Origin of the sequence: Mesorhizobium sp. M0751, from assembly GCF_040320265.1 — a bacterium.
In the GTDB taxonomy this organism is placed as follows: Bacteria; Pseudomonadota; Alphaproteobacteria; order Rhizobiales; family Rhizobiaceae; genus Mesorhizobium.
Map to the genome: position 1 here is coordinate 174,969 of NZ_JAMYPH010000012.1, position 19,875 is coordinate 194,843.

General features: G+C 58.9%; 16 protein-coding genes, 2 pseudogenes and 1 riboswitch. Of the genes and pseudogenes, 13 read left to right on the forward strand and 5 right to left on the reverse strand.

Features of this window, described 5'->3' with window-relative positions; genetic code table 11:
• Positions 1–247 precede the first annotated feature (247 nt).
• From NKI19_RS19730 to NKI19_RS19765, 8 genes are all read left to right on the forward strand, one after another.
• Entirely contained in the window at positions 248–1,780 is a 1,533-nt protein-coding gene (locus NKI19_RS19730) for a Fic family protein (RefSeq protein WP_352566736.1), read from the forward strand.
• A 15-nt stretch (positions 1,781–1,795) separates the two neighbouring features.
• On the forward strand, positions 1,796–1,918 hold the full coding sequence (locus NKI19_RS19735) for a hypothetical protein (RefSeq protein ID WP_023679689.1): 123 nt from the start codon (positions 1,796–1,798) through the stop codon (positions 1,916–1,918).
• Between the two features lie 37 nt (positions 1,919–1,955).
• A complete protein-coding gene (locus NKI19_RS19740) occupies positions 1,956–2,693 on the forward strand; it encodes a hypothetical protein (RefSeq protein ID WP_352566737.1) in 738 nt (245 codons plus the stop codon).
• 231 nt (positions 2,694–2,924) lie between these two features.
• Positions 2,925–3,326 carry a hypothetical protein gene (locus NKI19_RS19745; RefSeq protein WP_352566739.1) on the forward strand — a complete coding sequence of 134 codons (402 nt, stop codon included), beginning with the start codon at positions 2,925–2,927 and terminating at the stop codon, positions 3,324–3,326.
• 41 nt (positions 3,327–3,367) lie between these two features.
• On the forward strand, positions 3,368–3,748 hold the full coding sequence (locus tag NKI19_RS19750; RefSeq protein ID WP_352566741.1) for a hypothetical protein: 381 nt from the start codon (positions 3,368–3,370) through the stop codon (positions 3,746–3,748).
• Between the two features lie 915 nt (positions 3,749–4,663).
• Complete coding sequence (gene glyA, locus NKI19_RS19755; RefSeq protein WP_352566768.1) at positions 4,664–5,986, forward strand: serine hydroxymethyltransferase; 1,323 nt, start codon at positions 4,664–4,666, stop codon at positions 5,984–5,986.
• Positions 5,987–6,040: 54 nt separating this feature from the next.
• Positions 6,041–7,216, forward strand: a complete 1,176-nt coding sequence (gene metK / locus NKI19_RS19760; RefSeq protein WP_023679684.1) for a methionine adenosyltransferase — start codon at positions 6,041–6,043, stop codon at positions 7,214–7,216.
• Positions 7,217–7,325: 109 nt separating this feature from the next.
• Positions 7,326–8,318: an adenosine kinase gene (locus NKI19_RS19765; protein ID WP_352566743.1), complete on the forward strand. Its 993-nt coding sequence runs from the start codon at positions 7,326–7,328 to the stop codon at positions 8,316–8,318.
• A 32-nt stretch (positions 8,319–8,350) separates the two neighbouring features.
• On the opposite strand, the gene NKI19_RS19770 is transcribed toward NKI19_RS19765, so the two are convergent.
• Complete coding sequence (locus NKI19_RS19770) at positions 8,351–9,028, reverse strand: transposase (protein ID WP_352566745.1); 678 nt, start codon at positions 9,026–9,028, stop codon at positions 8,351–8,353.
• Positions 9,029–9,232: 204 nt separating this feature from the next.
• Positions 9,233–10,040, reverse strand: a pseudogene (locus NKI19_RS19775) (IS5 family transposase); the annotation flags it as partial.
• Between the two features lie 247 nt (positions 10,041–10,287).
• Here NKI19_RS19775 and NKI19_RS19780 point away from each other — a divergent pair.
• The 4 genes and pseudogenes from NKI19_RS19780 to NKI19_RS19795 all read left to right on the forward strand — a co-directional run bounded on the left by NKI19_RS19780 (position 10,288) and on the right by NKI19_RS19795 (position 14,824).
• The gene (locus tag NKI19_RS19780; RefSeq protein WP_352566746.1) at positions 10,288–10,449 is read left to right on the forward strand and encodes a hypothetical protein; all 162 of its coding nucleotides are present in this window, start codon (positions 10,288–10,290) and stop codon (positions 10,447–10,449) included.
• 521 nt (positions 10,450–10,970) lie between these two features.
• A complete protein-coding gene (gene tyrS / locus NKI19_RS19785; RefSeq protein WP_352566748.1) occupies positions 10,971–12,230 on the forward strand; it encodes a tyrosine--tRNA ligase in 1,260 nt (419 codons plus the stop codon).
• A gap of 230 nt (positions 12,231–12,460) precedes the next feature.
• A pseudogene (locus tag NKI19_RS19790) lies at positions 12,461–13,779 on the forward strand (MFS transporter); the annotation flags it as partial.
• 211 nt (positions 13,780–13,990) lie between these two features.
• Positions 13,991–14,824: a helix-turn-helix transcriptional regulator gene (locus NKI19_RS19795; RefSeq protein WP_352566750.1), complete on the forward strand. Its 834-nt coding sequence runs from the start codon at positions 13,991–13,993 to the stop codon at positions 14,822–14,824.
• A gap of 120 nt (positions 14,825–14,944) precedes the next feature.
• On the opposite strand, the gene NKI19_RS19800 is transcribed toward NKI19_RS19795, so the two are convergent.
• The gene (locus NKI19_RS19800; RefSeq protein WP_352566752.1) at positions 14,945–15,271 is read right to left on the reverse strand and encodes a hypothetical protein; all 327 of its coding nucleotides are present in this window, start codon (positions 15,269–15,271) and stop codon (positions 14,945–14,947) included.
• 679 nt (positions 15,272–15,950) lie between these two features.
• Positions 15,951–16,151, forward strand: a riboswitch (cobalamin riboswitch).
• Positions 16,152–16,246: 95 nt separating this feature from the next.
• Here NKI19_RS19800 and metE point away from each other — a divergent pair.
• Positions 16,247–18,583 carry a 5-methyltetrahydropteroyltriglutamate--homocysteine S-methyltransferase gene (metE, locus tag NKI19_RS19805; protein WP_352566753.1) on the forward strand — a complete coding sequence of 779 codons (2,337 nt, stop codon included), beginning with the start codon at positions 16,247–16,249 and terminating at the stop codon, positions 18,581–18,583.
• A 107-nt stretch (positions 18,584–18,690) separates the two neighbouring features.
• Here the strand turns inward: metE and NKI19_RS19810 are convergent, their stop codons facing one another.
• Complete coding sequence (locus NKI19_RS19810) at positions 18,691–18,909, reverse strand: FMN-binding negative transcriptional regulator (RefSeq protein WP_352566755.1); 219 nt, start codon at positions 18,907–18,909, stop codon at positions 18,691–18,693.
• A 34-nt stretch (positions 18,910–18,943) separates the two neighbouring features.
• Positions 18,944–19,846: a dihydrodipicolinate synthase family protein gene (locus tag NKI19_RS19815; RefSeq protein WP_352566756.1), complete on the reverse strand. Its 903-nt coding sequence runs from the start codon at positions 19,844–19,846 to the stop codon at positions 18,944–18,946.
• Between the last annotated feature and the right edge of the window lie 29 nt (positions 19,847–19,875).

Genomic DNA, 19,875 nt, shown 5'->3' on the forward strand with positions numbered 1-19,875 from the left:
CTTCGGAGGGCCAGGCTCTAGGCTCGCCCCGAGCCCCTGCGTAGCCTGCGGGGGAGCTGGGTCTCGGCCCATCGGGTAACGATCCTTCGCGCGGCTATGGAAACGATCGCATTTGCCGATTATCGCATAAAAAACTTGTTATCGCACGACTAAAAAAACTTGCAACTCCACAGCATCATTGACTTGTCGCCTATCAGCACTATATACTTGTAATCGCACAGCTCTAAAAACTTGCAAAGGCACGGCCATGGCCAAGCCCCATGAAAAACTCGCTGTATCACTGGCCGTCCTCAAAGAGCTGCAGGAGGGTGGGCGGCGCATATTCAAATCAGATGAGCTGACCCGCGTCCACCGGGAGCGGCTGCTGCAGAACGGGTTCCTGCGCGATGTTATCAAAGGCTGGCTCATGTCGACCGGCCCGCAGGCACGGCAGCAAGACACCACCCCTTGGTACGCGAGCTTCTGGGAGTTCTGCTCCCTTTACTGCAATGACCGGTTCGGCAAGGACTGGTTCCTCTCACCGGAGCAGTCGCTGCTTCTGCACGCGGAAGCGCCCACTATTCCGCCTCAGGTGGTGGTGAACACCCCCAAAGGCTCGAATAACAAAATCGACCTGCTGTTCGGCACTTCGCTCTATGACCTCAAGGTCAAGGAGATGCCGGCCGAACTGACAGAGAAAAACGGCCAGCGCGTGTTCACTGTCGAGGCCGCCCTTACCCGGGTGCCGGAAGCGTTCTTCCAGCGCGCCCCAATCGAGATGCAGATCGCCATGGCGTCGGTGCGCGACGTATCAACCGTTCTGGCCCTGCTGCTTGATGGCGGCCATTCCGCCGTGGCGGGACGGCTTGCGGGGGCCTTCCGTCGCGTAGGACGCGACTCCTTTGCCGATGAAATCGTGGCCGCCTTCAAAGCCGCCGGCTATGACGTGCGCGAATCCGATCCGTTCGCGGGACAAATTGGAGTGACAACTATTGCGGCGGGCGTACCGCCGTTGGTCGCCCGCCTGCGCGCGATCTGGCAATCGCAGCGCGAAGCCATCATCGAGATATTCCCGAAGGCACCCGGACTGCCGTCCGACAAAGACGCCTATATGAAGTTCGTCGAGGATATCTACGAAAGCGACGCCTACCATTCGCTGTCGATAGAAGGGTACAGCGTCACCCCGGAACTCATCGACCGGGTGCGCGAGGGGAGCTGGAATCCGGAGATTGATGAAGAGGACCGCAAGAACCGAGATGCGCTTGCCGCGCGTGGCTACTACCTCGCATTCCAGAAGGTCAAAGACTCTGTTGCCGCGATCATCAACGGCAAGCCAGCCGGCGCGTTGACGCGGGACACTCACCGGGAGTGGTACCGGGAGCTGTTCGCGCCGTCAGTGACCGCCGGCATCCTCAAAGCCAGCGCGCTTGCGGGATATCGCAATCACCCCGTGTACCTGCGCGGCTCGCAGCACGTGCCGCCGCGTACCGAAGCGGTGGCCGATGGTATGAATGAGCTGTTCGACCTGCTGGAGGCGGAGAAGGAGGCCTCCGTGCGTGCCGTGCTGGGGCATTGGCTTGTGGGCTATGTGCACCCCTATCCGGACGGCAACGGACGAATGGCGCGGTTCCTCATGAACGCGATGCTGGCTTCAGGCGGTTACCCCTGGACAGTCGTCAGAGTCGATGACCGGAAGGCCTACCTCGCAGGGCTGGAGGAGGCGAGCGGCAATATGAATGTGAAAACGTTCGCCGCCTTTCTCGGCGAACGGGTGAAGTGGTCTATGGAGAAGGCGGCGTGAGGTCGGCGGTGTGCCATGTTTAACTTGCTTGTCTCGGGCCACGGCGAGTGGTGGGAAACGCCGCCGTTCACGTCAACCATTGACCGGTTCAAGGAATCTAGCGGCGCCGAGGCCGAGGCTATCGACCTCGCGCCCTGAAACATTGCGCCGGCTGGAGGAAATCCCGGCGCTTTTGATGTACGAAGTCGGGGCGGGAGGCCCGCACGCGCGCGTGGTCCGGCACAGCCGCATACGCAATATCGTTCGGCGCGGACACGAACTGGCCTTCACCTTCGAGCCCGATCCGAAACATGCCTTTCTCGACCGGTCAGCGGTGTTGAGAATTGCGGACCGGCTGGGCATTCAACAGTTCGAACAGCACCGCACGCACTGGGCGATCAAGGATGGTGACATTCCGGCCGAGCTGATTGCCACCAGCACCGCTGAACGGGCGCAGCGCACCATTGCCGTGGTTGCGGCAGAATATGTAGAAGCGCGCCGCGAGGGACGAAGGAGAGAAGCTGCCGAACTGGCCGAAGAACTGGAGGATTTTCCTCCCTCGCTGGAGAAAGCACTGTCGCTCGTGCCGGCGCGTATCCTTCAGCAGCCGACACCCGAATTATACCCGATCCTTGGGATAGAGCCCCGCACGCCCGAAGGCCGCAACGCCGTCGTGGCCGTCGTCGCAAGGGATCACAATGGGCAGGACTTGCCTGCCGACTGGTCTTATTCGCTGGCGTGGTTCCTGGACCTTTACGGCAGCGCGACGGAAGCGGGGCGCCTTGACGGCGCGCTGGCCGAATGCGCAACGCATGTGATCGCGCTCGGCACTGGCGAGGGAGAAGCCGCCGCCCCGGTTGAAGATATCGGCTACGCACTCTGGCTCTGTTCGCGAAGCCCGAAACTTATCGGCGATCTGGCCGGGAATCGCTGAGATAGCGCAGGAGGTTTTGTCGCTTACCAAAATCAACTGGAACTCGACCCAGATCAACCAGAAGCTTCCCATTCCCATTCTAGCAGCCAGAAGAGTGGGTGAGCTCTTTAAATATCTATCCGAGGAATCGATAAGCTCAGACTATCTCGCAAGTATACATAGTTTTTTTATAGAGTCTGCTCGGCTGCAGGCAAAGAGCCAGGATAAACTTCAGCACGAAAGCAGAATTGAATGAAGGTGGGCTACATGGAGTTCTCATTTGGGTATGCCTTCACCGAAAACCTTATCCGGTCATCGTCAGCCGCACCTGTAGGCGCGCCGGTCTTTCCAAACCTCATACAGGAGGGGCATTCTGGCTTTGACATCCGCATCAATTTCCCAGGGGTTCCGCTGTTTTTCCAGTACAAGCTTCCGGAGCTGATGAAGCGAGGAACTGCCTTTGAGGTTGCGAGCGGACATTGTCCCGGTTTGTCGATACCATTTTTTCGGATTGCGATGATGCGCAGGGATGTGTCGCGTCAGCATGAACTGCTTCTTCGGTTTGAGGCGCCCTATCCGTCAAACGTCTTCTATGCGGCTCCTTGTATCGCAAACATCAGCGATTTCGACCGCTCTTATTTGGAGCAACCGTAGCACGGCAGTCCATTTTCGTCTCACCAGGGGATATTGGGCCCTTGCCAGACGACAAAGCGCACAGCCTTGCCTATAAACCTGGACTGGCAACTGGATATTTTTGCTCGAAACCCAAGCCCACCAAAGTTCAAACATTTGATGATCTCGCTGCGCTCTTCAGGGAGCAGTTCGCCGAGAAGCGTTTTGCGGAAGTCGGCGAGGCGGCGCGTGAGATGCGCGAAAACGTACTTGAGCTTGCTTCGCCGTCAATGCGGCAAGCCGAACAGCTCATTGCTGAACGGGTCGGCGCGAGATGCATTCAGATTCTAGACGGCACAGCCAGACCGCCCGAGGAAGAGCGCGCAGTCACTGACATTCTCGTAGCGCGGGAAATTGCGCGTGTCGATCTTGGCGTCGACCTGCTGGTGGCCCAACCACGCTAACGACATCATACCGCTGATTAGCCCAGCTTTTGTCTAGGCCACCGTTATGAGACTACGAACCACTTGGCCAGGAAGAAGATCGGATTGAAAGCGAACCTTCCTTGTCATCTTTGCATCACGGTCAGTCTGCACGAGATTGACCGCTGCAAGCCGGGAGCAAGACCGGGCTGCGCAAACGTTGCAACAGATCCTTCAAGGAAATTCATAGACTCTTAGTAACTCCGGTTCGCTGTGAATGGTAGGCTTATTGCAACGTTTGAGTCAGAGGAGTCCGAACCGTGGCTTATTCTCCGACCCGCCGAACTGCGTGCAATTTCGGCTAAAGGCAATGGCAAGAACAGCGCCCATCTTGTTTGTTCGACACAGCCATATTGGCTCAAAACAGTATCTTCACGGCCACCGAGATTGTCCGGTCGGTGGACAAGCAACCATATTATTTCGTTCGAAAGCTGCAACATCTGTGGAGAACGCGAAATGACAAATTCAGTAGGACGAGTGCCCAGGCTTTCCAAGTGGCTTGGTCCTGCCCAATGCTGACACTGGTCAGTCGCCTTCGGACGGCAGCGCATCTAGATCGCCTTCGAATCCTAGGCCTTTGCGCGCATGCGGACCTAACTGTCTGCCAGCTAGCGGAGATTCTGGGTCTGCGTCGTGAGCACGTTGTACGACACGTCCGGCTGCTGGCCAGAGCCGATTTTCTTTACTGCAACGAACAACGTCCGTGGTGCTCGTACCATCTCAAAGCAGGAGGTAAGGACGGCGGGCTGGTTCAACTGTTGGTTGATCTCCTGCCCCACGGCGATGGCTATCACAAACGAGACCTTCAACGGCTCGAAGCCACACAAGACGCGCCGTCGAAGGGGATCGCATGCTTGACCGTGAAATAGATCAGTCCAATTGGAGCGCGAAACCACCATGTACAACTCCGCCGACGGCGCCATCGCGCCGCGCGACACTTACGGACGGTCTCGATTGGCCGCGGTTGATTGCCGCGTTCACGAACTGCTTCTGAGACAGGAGCGGCAGGAGCGGACGACCCTTAAGCTCATCGCCTCAGAGAACTTTGCGTCCTCGGCCGTGCTGGAAGCGAACGGCTCGATTTTCACGAACAAGTACGCCGAGGGGTACCCCGGTGCGCGCTACTACGCTGGAAATGAGATCGTTGATGAGCTTGAGAATCTAGCCATTGAGCGCTTGAAAACACTATTTGGCAGCGAGCATGCCAACGTCCAGCCTTATTCCGGCTCGCCGGCCAACCAGGCTGTCTATCGTGCGCTTTTGAGCCCCGGTGACAAAGTCATGGGCTTGCCCCTCCCGGAAGGGGGCCATCTGACTCATGGTTGGGCCATCAACTTTTCCGGAACTGACTATCAACGCGTCCCCTATGGACTAGATGAAAAGACACAGCAGATTGACTATGACCGCTTGCGCGAGACAGCCAAGCGGGAACGGCCGCGGCTCATTTGGGTCGGCGGAACTGCTTACCCGCGTGTCTTTGACTACGCGGCAATGGCAGAAATCGCCCTGGAAGCGAACTCCTATCTCGTAGCCGACATTGCGCACATCAGCGGACTGATTGCCGCGGGAGCGCACCCGAATCCCGTGCGCCATTGCGACGTGGTCAGCAGCACCTCCCACAAATCGATCCGCGGTCCCCGCGGTGGTTTCATTTTGTCCAGGAACGAAGATCGCTATCAGGCCCTGTATCATACAAAGAGCAAATACAATCTCGCCAGACGAATAGACCGGGCGGTCTTTCCTCACCTGCAAGGCGGGCCTCATATGAATGCCATCGCTGCGCTAGCAGTTGCCTTGCACGAAGCCGCGAACCCGTCCTTCCGAAGCTTCAAGAATGCCAAGGCTCTTGCACAGGCACTGATCGAGCGAGGGTATGACCTAGTTACCGGGGGGACGGACAATCACATGCTGATCCTTGATCTGCGCGATCGACCACTATCGGGCAAGGCCTATGCCGAGCGGCTAGCAAAGGCAGGCATCATCACAAACTTTAATATGGTGCCTGGCGACCCGCGGGATCCGGCGGTCACAAGCGGAATTCGCCTGGGGTCGCCAGCAGTGACGTCAATGGGCATGCGCGATGTGGAAATGGTGCAAATTGCTGGCTTCATTGACTGCGTCCTCCGGCGGCCTGATGACGAAGATCTCCATGCCTGCGTGCGAAGAGACGTTGCCGATTTGTGCGCTGCGTTCGAGGTCCCGGGCATCACCAACAGGTAAGGTGGGCTAAGCAAAATGCACCATACAACTCCAACACCCGAAACGAGGCATTTCATGGCTAGGCAGTTCGTGTTCTCTTCCGAATCGGTTGGCGCGGGACACCCGGATAAGTTGGCCGACAACATCTCGGATGCCATCCTCGACGCCATCCTCCGCACCGATCCCAAGGCACGCGTCGCCTGTGAAGCGTTGGTAAAATCAGGGATAGTCGTTGTGGCTGGCGAGATTACTAGCGATGCGCGGGTGGATTATAGCCAAGTTGCGCGCGATACGATTCTCGATATTGGATACGACGATGAGGCTGTCGGCTTTGACGGCCGGCGTTGCTCCGTCGTTCATGCACTCACCGAGCAATCGCCCGACATTAGCCAGGGCGTTGACGAGGGACGAGGGCAGGACCTCCAGCAGGGAGCGGGAGATCAGGGCCTCATGTTCGGCTACGCATGCCGCGAAACCGATACCCTGATGCCTTTGCCGATCCAGCTCGCGCATCGCTTGACGAAACGACAGGCAGATGTCCGGAAAGCACGACAGCTTGGCTGGTTGCGTCCTGATATGAAATCCCAAGTCTCAGTGCGCTATGAGGGGTTGCGCCCGGTCGCCCTTGATACCATCGTCGTATCGACCCAACATGACGAGCAGGTCTCGCAAGAGACGGTCCGCGAGGGCGTCATTGAGGAAATCATAAAGCCTGTCCTGCCGACCCACCTGGAGACGGAAGGCATCAGAATTCTGGTCAACCCGACGGGGAGGTTCGTAGTCGGCGGGCCGCGCGGCGACTGCGGTCTCACTGGACGCAAGATCATCGTCGATTCCTATGGTGGGATGGGTCGTCACGGCGGCGGCGCCTTTTCGGGCAAGGACCCGTCCAAGGTTGACCGCTCAGCTGCCTATGCGGCCCGGTATGTCGCAAAGAATATCGTCGCTAGCGGACTTGCGGACGTCTGCGAGGTACAGCTTGCTTACGCAATCGGCGTGGCCAGTCCGGTTTCTGTCATGGTCAACACGTTCGGAACAGCGAGGGTTGAGGAAAGAAGGATCGAGCGCCTCATTCTTGAGTTGTTCGATCTCAGACCGAAGGGCATTATCAAGATGCTTGATCTCTTACGCCCTATATACCGCAAGACCGCGACCTATGGCCATTTCGGCCGTGAAGAGCCTGATTTCACCTGGGAGAAGACAGACAGGGCCGACGAATTGCGTCGCGAGGCAGGACTTGCCGCCCCGTGAGGGCTGGCGCCGAACGGATTGGCAAGCGCAAAGCCCATTCCCACTGGCCAGACCCGCCCGCGCCCGGCGTGGCAGAAAGCCGGTGGGTTTTTGGCGGAGACATGAATTGATGCCGGACTATGACGTGCTTTGTATCGGAAATGCCATCGTCGACATCATCGCCCAGTGTGACGAGGCGTTCCTGGAGACCAACGGCATCATCAAAGGCGCGATGAATTTGATCGACACGAGGCGCGCCGAACTGCTCTACAGCGGCATGGGCCCGGCCATCGAAGCCTCGGGCGGCAGCGCCGGCAACACGGCGGCGGGCGTGGCCAGCTTCGGCGGCCGCGCCGCTTTCTTCGGCAAGGTCTCTAACGACGCGCTCGGCGAAATCTACGCGCATGACATCCATGCCCAGGGCGTCGCCTTCGACACCAGGCCGCTTAACGGCGAACCTCCGACGGCGCGCTCGATGATCTTCGTCACGCCCGACGGCGAGCGCTCGATGAACACCTATCTCGGCGCCTGCGTCGAGCTCGGCCCGGAGGACGTCGAGGCCGACAAGGCCTCGGGCGCCGCGGTCACCTATTTCGAGGGCTATCTGTGGGACCCGCCGCGCGCCAAGGAAGCGATCCGGCAGACGGCGAAGCTCGCCCATGCCGCCGGGCGCGAAGTGTCGATGACATTGTCGGACTCGTTCTGCGTCGACCGCTACCGCGACGAGTTCCTCGATCTCATGCGCTCCGGCACCGTCGACATCGTCTTTGCCAACAGCCACGAGATCAAGTCGCTCTACCAGACCGCGTCCTTCGACGAGGCGCTGGCCCAGATCCGCAAGGATTGCAAGATCGCCGCCGTCACCCGCTCGGAAAAGGGCTCGGTCATCGTGCGCGGCGACGAGACCGTGACCATCAATGCGACCAGGATCCGCGAGCTGGTCGACACCACCGGCGCCGGCGACCTCTATGCCGCCGGCTTCCTCTATGGCTACACGCAAGGCCGCAGCCTGAAGCAGTGCGGCGATCTCGGCTCGCTGGCGGCCGGGCTGGTCATCCAGCAAATCGGCCCAAGACCACGCCAGAATTTGCGCAGAGAGGCCGAGCAGGCGGGATTGCTGTAGGTGGCGAGCCAAGAACCAGCTGCCCAGCCTCCTTAATCCAGCCCGAGCCTTTTCTTCAGTTCCGCATTCTCCTTGCGGAGACGATCGGCAAGCAGGCTCTTTAGCCGCTTGTTTTCTTCCTCGAGCGCGACGAGATCCTTCAGCCCGTCACTGTCCGCCGCCGGCGCCGCCGCCTTCTTCCAAAGATAATATGTCTGTTCCGAGATGCCGGCTTGCTTCACCGCGCTCTTGAGAGTAGCGCCGCCGCCGATCGAGGTCTCGATCTGCGCCAGCTTCTGGGCACGATCCTTCGCGGAGTAGCTCTTTCGGCCTGTTCGCGCTGACGGCGGTGCTTCAGTGGTCGCGGATATCGGCTTGGCGCCCTCCTTGCGGGCAGGCGCGCTCGCCTCAGCTTCTGGCTTCCTCGACCGCCGCGCTCTCGTCTTCGGTTTTGGCGTTTCCGCTTTGTCTGCCGGTGCGCTAGGAACTACTGCTGACTCGGTTTCCAGGGGATTGGCCATGAAATGCTCCACTCGCGGTTTTTGCAAAGGTTCAGCATCAAGGGCCACTACAGTAGAGTCAATAAGCTGACGATTTAACGGCTCGACTTCCTTTGTTGTCTCGGCCATCGCCGCGGCGATGTCGAAATTGCCCCAGATGGAACGTGCGGATTTTTGATAATTGCGCTTTTGTTTGACTTCCACGGTGAATGGTCGCGTCTGCCGCCTCATAGTTCCTTCCTGAATAGGAGAATGAAGTCGCCGCTCGAATTTTTGGCGCTTGCTGCTTAGCGCGGAGCATTATCGTATAGCCGCTCAACGGGCAAGTGATGCCGGTCTTCGATGGCTGACCCATCTGGGGAGATTTGAGCGGCTTCGCGCGTCCTGCGCATGCCTGTAAGAGCCTGACTCGAAACTCGACGCACGACGTGGAGCTGCCATGCGGCGAAGCATGAGGCGGATCGAGGCGATGAAGATCCATGCCTCGGCGCTGGCGATGGTCGCCTCGAAGTCTTTGGCGAGCCGGCGACAACGTCCCAGCCAGGCGAAAGTTCGCTCGAGGACCCATCGTCGTGGCAGCACCTCAAAGCCCTTGGCCGCGTCGGAGCGCTTGATGATTTCGAGGGTCCATGTGCCGAGATTGGCCAGTGCCTGCGACAGTTTTTCTCCGGCATAGCCGCCGTCGGCGAACAGATGCCGCAACCAGGGAGAAAGCCGTCGAATGGAGGCGATGACGCCGACTGCCTTCCTGGATGTCGGCCGTGTGCACCGTCAGCCCGACCAAGTGCCCCTCGGTGTCGGTAATGATATGGCGCTTGCGGCCTTTGACCTTCTTGCCGGCGTCGTAACCACGCAAACCGGCAACGTCCGTGGTCTTTGCCGATTGGCTGTCGATGACACCGGCGTTCGGGCTCGCCTCGCGACCAGCTGCAGGCGTGCCGCAGCCACCAACTGGAAGTTGATGGTCTTCCACAGCCCGTTGTCCCGCCAGGCATAGAAATAGCGTTGAACCGTCGAAACCGGCGGGAACCGGTCCGGCAATGCCCGCCATTGGCAGCCGGTCCAGGCGATGTAAAGAAGCGCGTCCACGACCGCCCGAAGTTCTGTCGTCCGCGGTCGTCCCCGTTGTCTTCGTTCCCGGCAGGAACGGCTCGATCAACGCCCATTCCCTGTCCGTCAACGCGTTTGCATCTCGCTGCCCCGCGCGGCAATATCGCCGGCGGGTGCTCTCCGTCCAAGCCATGTCGTTATCCTGTTCAAGTCTAGACAACTCAAGCGAATCACAACGGACGGGGCCACTCAACCGCTTCCACCCCCAAAACCGAGTTTCGGGTCAGGCTCTAAGGGCAAACACCATGCCATTGTGGGTGGTGGTTTGCGTGGCGAGACACGCCTGGTAAGGACCCTCGTGGTTCCGGTACCGCCCCTGAATATCGTGGTCGCAATTGGGGTGGTAATGGTTTGGCGGGATTTGCTGACGCGAGAAAACGGTGTCGCTGCCGCCGCCGCAAACCTTCCTCGATGAAATCGCCGCCACTGCAGCCCTTTTCGCCTGCTTCACACCAATTGCAGGCGTAGGTTTCAGGATTCACGCCGTTTTTGCCGGTGGCGCAATACGGCGTCGGAAAATTACCCACATTGAACTGACCTAGAACATCGGCAAAGGCGATGCAGGCCTTCTTCCCTGTCTTGAACCAGCAACTGATCGCGTGCAGTCATCCGGATAAGCCGCCCCGCCGGAGGCCAAGCTGACTTGGTGACACACGAACGCATTATTGTCTTCCGGTCTGGCGGCAACAGTATCAGCAGGACGGCAAAGCTGACCGGCTGCAGCGAAGCGCAGGTGAAGCGCGCTGGGCTCGACATCAGAAGGAAAGCGGGAAGCAGGAAATGTTGTCGCAAAAGTTGAGTTCTGCGAGGTGCAAAAGTCAGTTGCAAATCGTCGCGACAGAGGCTCGGCAGCTCCCCGAAGTAGCCATTTCAGATTGCTTGCAGGTGCGGATAAAGTCCTTTATGCATCGGCACATGATCAAGTCCGCGCTCATCGCTGCAATCTATTATGCGACGCTTCCATAAGGAGCGGCGCGTTTCGATCATGCCTTGAAACAAGCCGCCGTCAGGCGGCTTTGTTCATTGAGAGGACCCCCTGGCGGCAATACCAGGAGGATTCCCTATGGCACTTCCCGATTTATCAACCGGTCATTCCAAACCATATTCGGCGGCTTTGAAGACGCTCATTGAGCGCGGCTATGTAAATCAAGGGACCGACCTGCCGGGTGTCGATGCCGCCTTTGAAGCAGGCATCGTACCCGCTTACGCTGGTTTCGATGGGACGGCTGACAGTCTTCATGTCGGCCATCTTCTTCTGATCATGGCGCTTCGTCATCTTCAGCAGACTGGCCATAAACCCATCGTTCTCATTGGGGGTGGGACCACCCGCATCGGCGATCCCAGCTTCCGTTCGGACGCGCGGCCGATGCTGACGGACGAGCGGATCGCCGCCAACATTGAAGGGATCAGAAAGGTCTTTGGCCGTCTCCTTGTCTTCGGAGACGGCCCGACGGATGCCGTGATGGTGAACAATGCCGACTGGCTGGACAGCATTCGTTGGATCGACATGCTGAGAGACGTCGGCAGGCATTTCTCCGTCAATCGGATGCTCTCTTTCGACAGTGTGAAGTCGCGGCTGGAAAAGCAGGAGAATCTGAGCTTCTTAGAATTCAACTACATGATCCTCCAAGCGTTCGACTTCCTTGAGCTAACCCGCCGGACCGGTTGCCGTTTGCAGATGGGTGGAGCCGACCAGTGGGGGAACATCATCAATGGCATCGACTTGATACGGCGGACGGATGGAAAGGAAGTCTTCGGAGTGACTACGCCGCTTCTGAAGACTCCTTCAGGTATCAAGATGGGTAAGACGGCTGCCGGAGCTGTGTGGCTCAACGAAGATCGCCTTTCGCCATACGATTACTGGCAATTCTGGCGTAACACGGAAGACGCTGATGTCGTTCGGTTTCTGAAGCTTTTCACCGATCTGCCGATGAACGAGATCGAGCGATTTGGACAGGCTGAAGGAACCGAGCTAAACGCCGTCAAAGAACGTCTCGCCAACGAAGCTACGGCCCTGGCACATGGAACTAACGCCGCCAAACAGGCGGAGGCCACGGCTAGCCAAGCATTTGGGCAGGGCGAAGCCGCAGAGGGGCTACCGACGCTTCATCTAAATGACGCCGAGGGGTTGGCCGGAGTAGCCCTTGTGGATTTGCTGGTACGCGCCGGATTGACCTCCTCCAAAGGGGAAGCGCGAAGGGCGATCTCGGGACGAGGTGTGCGGATCAACGGCAACGTTGTCGAGGTTGATACAATGATATCTTCCCAAGACCTCCCGATCCGGCTTTCGCTCGGCCGGAAGCGCCACACTGTTGTAAAGTAGGGTTTCAGCAAATGCTGTCGCAGAAATTCCGCCCGCTTAGCGGATATTGCAGACATTCGCGTCGAGTTCCCTGAGGAATGTCGAGAGACACTCCTCAGGGGGTAGTTAAGGCCGCCAAGTTTTCTGGGTTAGCAGGCGCGCCACTGTGGCAGCTTGGCTTGTATGGCGAGGCCATGGTTGAGTGAGGCGAACCAAATCCAGCCCCGCGGTCGATCCCGAAGCTTCCCACAATGGCGAAGAGAACATCTTCACTGGTTCCTTTTCAGCACAAGACCTTCCGTTCGCTATGGTCGGCTGCACTCATTTCGAACCTTGGCACCCTAGTGGAAGGTGCGGCGGCAGCTTGGCTGATGACGAGCATCGCCACCTCCCATGGAATGGTGGCGCTCGTCCAGTCATCGACCACCCTCCCCTACATGATCTTCTCGCTCGCGGCGGGAGCGCTCGCGGACAAGTTTGACCGTCGCCGGATCATGTTGACTGCGCAACTGCTGATGGTCTGCGTATCCGCCTTCCTGGCGTTCCTGACCTATGCGGGGAATGACACGCTGGACCCTTCTGGGTCTCACCTTCCTAATCGGCTGTGGTTGGGCATTGCACGATCCCTCTTGGCAAGCCTCCATGGGAGATATCCTGCCTCGCGAACACCTGCCAAGCGGGGTTGCGCTCAACGGCATGAGCTACAATCTCATGCGCAGCATCGGGCCGGCGATTGGCGGCATAATCGTGGCCACAGCCGGTGCGGCCTTCGCGTTCCTCTTCAACGTCCTTTGCTACTTCGCTCTGATCGCTGCGCTGTTGCGATGGAAAGCCGAACGGGCACGACAAGCGCTGCCGCGGGAGGCTTTCGGCAGTGCGATGGCGGCGGGCTTCCGTTACGTGCTCTTGTCGCCGAACCTTCTCAAGGTGATGTGCCGGAGTTTCATTTTCGGCCTCACCGCCGTTGTCATTTTGGCTCTCCTGCCGTTGGTCGCTCGCGAACAGATCAAAGGGACCGCAGTCACCTACGGCGTGATGCTCGGCTTCTTCGGCCTGGGAGCGATTTGCGGCGCGCTCCTCCTCGGGCGGGTCCGAGAAGTTCTCTCCAACGAATGGGTCATTCGCGGTGCGTTCTTTGTATTGGCGATCAGCTGCTTCTTTCGGGCATGGAGCGAGCACGTTGGGCTGAGCTGTCTCAACCTCATGCCAGCCGGTGCGGCCTGGATTCAATCATTCTCGCTGTTTAACGTCACAGTGCAGCTTTCGGCGCCGCGGTGGGTGGTTGGACGCGCCCTCTCTCTATCAGACGGCCACATACGGCGGCATGGCGGCGGGAAGCTGGCTTTGGGGCGAACTGGCGGATGTCCAAGGTGTTTCGGGAGCCTTGCTCGTCCGCCAGCTGGTTCTTGTCATTGGGGGACTGATGGGCATCATTCTGCGTCAGCCGGATTTTGAAACGCTCAATCTGGATCCGACCAACAAGTTCAGCGAACCGACGCTGCAACTTGACCTGCGGCCACGAAGCGGTCCGATCATGGTGATGGTCGACTATCGTGTCGATCAGAGAGATCCAGACTCGCCCACAATAATTATCTGAATTTCAGCAGTAATTTTTGATCGCCCATTCGTGCTGTGTACCAGCCCTGTGTCTTGCGCAAGTGGTCACGAACGGCTGCCGGAGCCTCGAAGACGCCCTAAAAACACATGCTGCGATTTTTGAACACGCTTGACGATTAGATTAATTCATCCACAATGCGTGTGTTGAACACGCGAGGTGAGTTATGAACATGAAAGAGCTTAGGGTTCGACTGGGCATGACTCAAAAAGATTTGGCAGAGCAGATGGCAACGACGCAACAGACTGTGGCCCGTTGGGAAACAGGCAAAACGCAGTTGAATGTCGAGCAGATCAAGGACCTTTGTCTCACGTTGAAATGCACGGTCGAGGAGCTGCTGGGCTGGAAGATTGATGTCGAGGAGTGGCGCACGAGCCCGTTTGCAATTGCCGATGCCGAAACGCGATACGGCACGCTCAGAATCAAGACGACTGTTGGCAGCCGCCAATATCCTATCGATGAAAAGGCGCGTGAATCGATTTTACGTCAGTTGAAGGAACTTCATAATCTTCGTAGAAATAACACAAGCAGGCCATGGCTGTATTGTTGGAGCCTTGACAACAAAATACTCTTGATAAATCCGCAATATGTCCGCACCATTGAGCTTATCGGTGAAGATGTAGAGGAGATGCCAGAGTATTATCATCCAGAAATCTATCGGGCTTTGGATGACTGGGATAAGGGTGAGGTTTCAGGAAAGCTGAAGAAAGAATGCGATGCCATCATCGCAGAGATGGGTGATCAGGAAGCCGTGCGCATGGCCTCCTATGTTCGCGTCACATATGACGACGGAGAAGATGAGTGGAACTTCTTGGATGAAGAAACCGCTACGACTTTCTTCGGATTGGAAGCTGCGACCTTTGACGTTCCCCAGTGTAGTTTCGCCGAAGTGGAGGAAGAAGGTTACTACCGAGCGCGATACGCCAACCTTGATCGCGTCGCGGTGATGGAGGTTCCAAGCGACCGTTATCACAGATTGACCGCGCCCGAGGAAGCTTAGAACCATCCACGAAGGGCGCATGTTACATCTCGACCTTGCGTGGTGCGTTTTCAGTACGAGATGACGTTAAGCGTAGGTAGTGGCAGGTAAGAGTGCTCGACCAGAAGCTCAACTGCCTCCTCAATATCGCTGCCGATGTGCCGCAGGACACGTCCACGGGAGCGTGGATAGGCGTGAAGTTCCTGCACTCCACGGTCCGCTCTCCCATCGCCGGTGTGTGCCCGACGCCATCTTGTGGACGAGCTTGGCCGCCTGCACCCGGTTGTATTCCGGCTTGCGGTCCGCCTGGGGGGCCGCCGCGATGGCTATCTCCATGTCAATCGGCGCCGAACTTTGACTGCCCGCTGCTTTTGATGATTTGGCGAGGTCCCGCGCATAATCAGTCTTGGTCTTCTCCTTGAGGCCCTGTGTCGCGAACTTGTGGTCCAGCAGGGCAAACAGGTCCAAGTCCCCCTCCGCCCGTGGCGCTGGCTTGCCCTCACCGCCCTCGGCTTCCAATTGGGGAACCGCTTCTGCGCGCTGCACCGTGGCGATTGTCCGCCCAAGACGCATCACAAGATCGAACGCCAAACCGTGCGCGTGCACGACGATTTGCCGCTCAGGCCTCATTTGGACAGGACTTGAGCTGGCCCGGTGGTTTGAGCCGGGTTATCTTGAGCCGGTGGGCTGCGAACAAGCAGTTCGAGACATTGGCCTCGATTACTTCGCAACAGGCCGCTGCGCCGGGCCTCGGGGTGCTCCCCTCGAAATCGTTGTGTCGTATCACCGAGGGCATCACGGCCAACAGTTTCCACATGGGCAACAGCCTCGCCATTGACCCGGATGTGGTCGCGAGCAGATCACCAACGAAGCGGTCGGAAGCTCGGAGCCGAAGTTCGACGCCGAGGTGGCGTTCGCATGATGCGGGAAGCAGCACCACGGCGCTTGCCGGTCGTTTGCCGCCGGCAGCCGACGAACTCCTATCCTCCTGGACAAGGGCGCCGTGCGTCATTGCTTTGATTTACCGGCCGCTCAAGGCTTCCACAGTTTTCGCTTTCGAGGCGACCTTTGGAACATGCCAACGGAAACTTAACATAACGACATAAAGATTTCTTTATGCGGCGTTGACAAAGAAGCGAACTGCTGTAATTGTCTCCCGCGTCGTGGTTCTCCGTACGGCGCTGCCGCAGCGGAGCTAAGAGGGAAGCCGGTGCGATGCCGGCGCTGCCCCCGCAACTGTTAGCGGCGAGCCAACCCCACTCATGTCACTGAGGCGAATAGCCTTGGGAAGACGGGTAGAGGCTATGACCCCGCGAGCCAGGAGACCTGCCACGGCGAATTACGTCCACGGGCGGGGTGTCTCGGTGGCCGCTGCAGCCTGGCGTTCGTGCCGGCCTGCTAGCGCCTTCCTTGTCACCGACGCCCCAACCATCGGGGTCTGGCATGACTATCTCTCAGCAAATTCCTGTAGCAACGCTCGGCGTGCCCCGCTTCGGTCGTCGGCGAGAACTGAAATTCGCGCTTGAAAGCTACTGGTCCGGAAAATCGTCCGCTGCCGAGCTTCTCACGACCGCGAAGGCGCTCCGTGCCGCTAGCTGGGAGGAGCAGCACGATCGCGGCGTGTCGAAAATCCCGTCGAACGACTTCTCGCTCTACGACCATGTGCTCGACACCGCAGCCATGGTCGGCGCCGTTCCATCCCGTTACGGCTGGAATAGCGGCGAGGTTCCACTTGACATCTACTTCGCAATGGCGCGGGGCAACCAGGGTCAGACGGAGGATTGTCGACACGCTGGTCACCAGCAGGCGGCTCATCGGTCTGATGTAACCGCGATGGAAATGACCAAGTGGTTTGACACCAACTATCACTACATTGTGCCGGAACTCAACGATGATCAGACGTTCGCCCTCTCGTCGACGAAACCGGTCGATTACTTCATCGAGGCTAAAGCTCTCGGCGTTCACACACGCCCAGTCATCCTTGGACCGATCACCTTCCTCAAGCTGGCGAAATCGCCTGCCAAAGGATTCGATCCCATCGCGCTCCTGCCGCGGCTGCTGCCCGTCTACGAGCAACTCCTGCAGAGGCTGAAGCTGTCTGGAGCCGACTGGGTGCAGATCGATGAGCCAGCGCTTGTCCTCGATCTGAACCCGAACGAACGAGCTGCGTTCGAATTCGCCTATGGCCAGCTGTCGAAAGCCGCGCCCGAGCTGAAGATCATGCTGGCTACCTATTTCGGGCCGCTGGGAGACAATCTCGAAACCGCGGTTTCTCTGCCCCTGGCCGGGCTGCATATTGATCTCGTGCGCGCTCCCGAGCAGCTGGAAACGGTGGGTCGGCTCGCACCGAAGGATCCGGTGCTCTCGCTTGGCTTGATCGATGGCCGCAACGTCTGGCGTGCGAACCTGCCCGCCATTCTCGACCGCATCAAACCGATCGTCGCCGGCTGGCCCTTGGACCGCGTCGAGATCGCGCCTTCTTGCTCGATGCTGCATATACCGATCGACCTCCGCATGGAGACGGAACTCGACGCGGACATCAGGTCGTGGCTCGCCTTCGCGGCCCAGAAGACCGACGAGTTGGTGTTGCTTGCCCGGGCCCTGTCCCAAGGCAGGGATGCGGTGGCAGGCGCGTTGAAAGCGTCTGCCGAGGCTGCCGCCACTCGCGTGACATCCACGAAGATCCATGACCCGCTGGTTGAGGGGCGGATCGCCAGCATTGACGACAGCATGAAGCGACGAGAGAGCGCTTTTGCCGAGCGCTCCAGAGTCCAGGCCGGCACGCTCGGGCTGCCGCCGTTCCCGACGACGACCATCGGGTCCTTCCCGCAGACGCCGCAGGTACGCAGGGCGCGGGCCGCTCATGCGAAGGGCCAGCTGAGCTATGTCGACTACGAGACCTTCCTGAAGAAGGAGATCGAGGCTGCAATTCGCTGGCAGGAAGAGATCGGGCTGGACGTGCTGGTGCACGGTGAGTTCGAACGAAACGACATGGTACAGCATTTCGGCGAGCAGCTGTCCGGCTTCGCCTTCACCCAGCATGCCTGGGTGCAGAGCTATGGGTCGCGTTACGTGCGCCCCCCCATCATCTTCGGCGACGTATCGAGGCCCAATCCGATGACGCTGCGCTGGTGGCAGTTCGCCCAGTCGCTTACGGAAAACCCTGTGAAGGGAATGCTCACAGGCCCGGTGACCATTCTCAACTGGTCATTTGTTCGCGACGACGTACCCCGCTCCGAAGCATGCCGCCAGATCGCGCTCGCCATCCGCGACGAAGTGACGGATCTCGAATGGTCCGGCGCAAGGATGATCCAGATCGATGAGGCCGCGTTTCGCGAAGGATTGCCACTGCGCCAGTCTGATTGGAACGACTATCTCGACTGGGCTGTCGAATGCTTCCGGATCGCCTCAACGGGTGTAAAGGACGCGACTCAAATCCATACCCACATGTGCTATTCGGAGTTCAACGAGATCATCGACGCGATCGCTGAAATGGATGCGGATGTCATTTCGATTGAAACGTCGCGCTCGAAAATGGAACTGCTGGACGCCTTCACGAGCTCCAAATATCCGAATGGAATCGGGCCCGGAGTCTACGACATTCACTCACCACGGGTCCCGGAAGTCGGCGAGATTTCGGATCTCGTCATGCTTGCCCGCGAGCGACTGTCGGATTCCCAACTGTGGGTAAACCCGGACTGTGGCCTCAAAACACGCAAATGGGAGGAGGTCCGCCCTGCCCTCATGAACATGGTCGATGCAGCACGTGCGCTCCGGTAGAAAGTGTAGGCCGGAGGGTTTCCTGGTTGCTCACCATGTGGTGAGTGACCGGCTGCCGCATGTCGGCCGTGAATGTGCCAAAACGCGATCACATCCTTTGAAATAAGTCACTCGAGCGAGAATGTGCACTTTCCCTCGGCACGTGTATTAATCGCGCCGGAGTAAAGGGTACCGTTTTCTCCCTGTGACGTGTCGAGTTCGAAGGGGATGTGATTGGCGTCGAGACCGCTCCGGCCATGGGTTATCAGCATGCCAAGTGCACTGTTCTCGATCAGTTCGTAGAGGACTTCTCGGCTCGGTTCATCGAAATGCGCGGGTACATACATGACAGGTTCCTTCACTGGCCGCCGGGTTCGCTATTCACCGGTTGACATCCGATGGCAAGCGTTCCAACGCGGCGGCGATCTGGCGCTTCGCTGCTGAGGGCAGAGGCAGGATGGGACGCGGGGGGTCGGCACGGCAAATGTCGAGCAATTCGGCAAGTGCATAGACGACGCGAAGGCTCGAGAACTCCTTGAAGAGGCTCCAGAGCGGCGCAAGCGTGGCATCGATCCGTCGCGCTTCGGCCGCATCGCCCTGTTGCGCCGCCGTGACGATCTTCACGCAGACCTCGGGCAGGATGCCGGCGAGGACGCTGTACCATGTGTCGGCGCCGGCGATCATGGCCTCTGCGGCGTTCCAGTCGCCGCTGTAGCCGATCGAGAACCCTTCCGGCACAGTGTGCCTCTGGTCGGCCAGATGGCTCTTGATCGCATCGCCCTTCTCTGTCGGATTCTTGATGGCGACAATCCCACCCACCTTTGCCAGGCGGCTGACGAGTGCTGGGGTGAAATGGAAATGCGTCGTTCCTGGATTGTCATAGACGACGATCGGCAGGCCGCTCTCGCACGCCACCGTCGAGAAATGTTCGAACACCTCGTCATCAGTGAGCGGGGTGTAGGAGGCGGCGGCAAGCAACCCCGCGGCAGCCCCAAGGGCCTTAGCGTCCTGCGCGAGCCTCACTGCTTCGTCGGTGCGCAGCGCGCCCACACCCACCACGACCGGCATTTGTCCCCCGGTTTCGTCCAAGGTCTCGGCGAGCGCCCGTCGCCGTTCCTCGCGCGACAGATACATATAGGTGCCGGTGCTGCCGAGAAGACCGATGGAATCGACCTGAGCGGCGCAAAGCCTGGCAATCAGCTTGCGCAGAGCAACGGTATCGACACGGCCGTCACGATCGGTCGGCGTGATGGGAAACGCGGAAAGGCCGCTCAGGAATGCCATGGCGAGGCTCCGGGTTTGTACGCCACCGT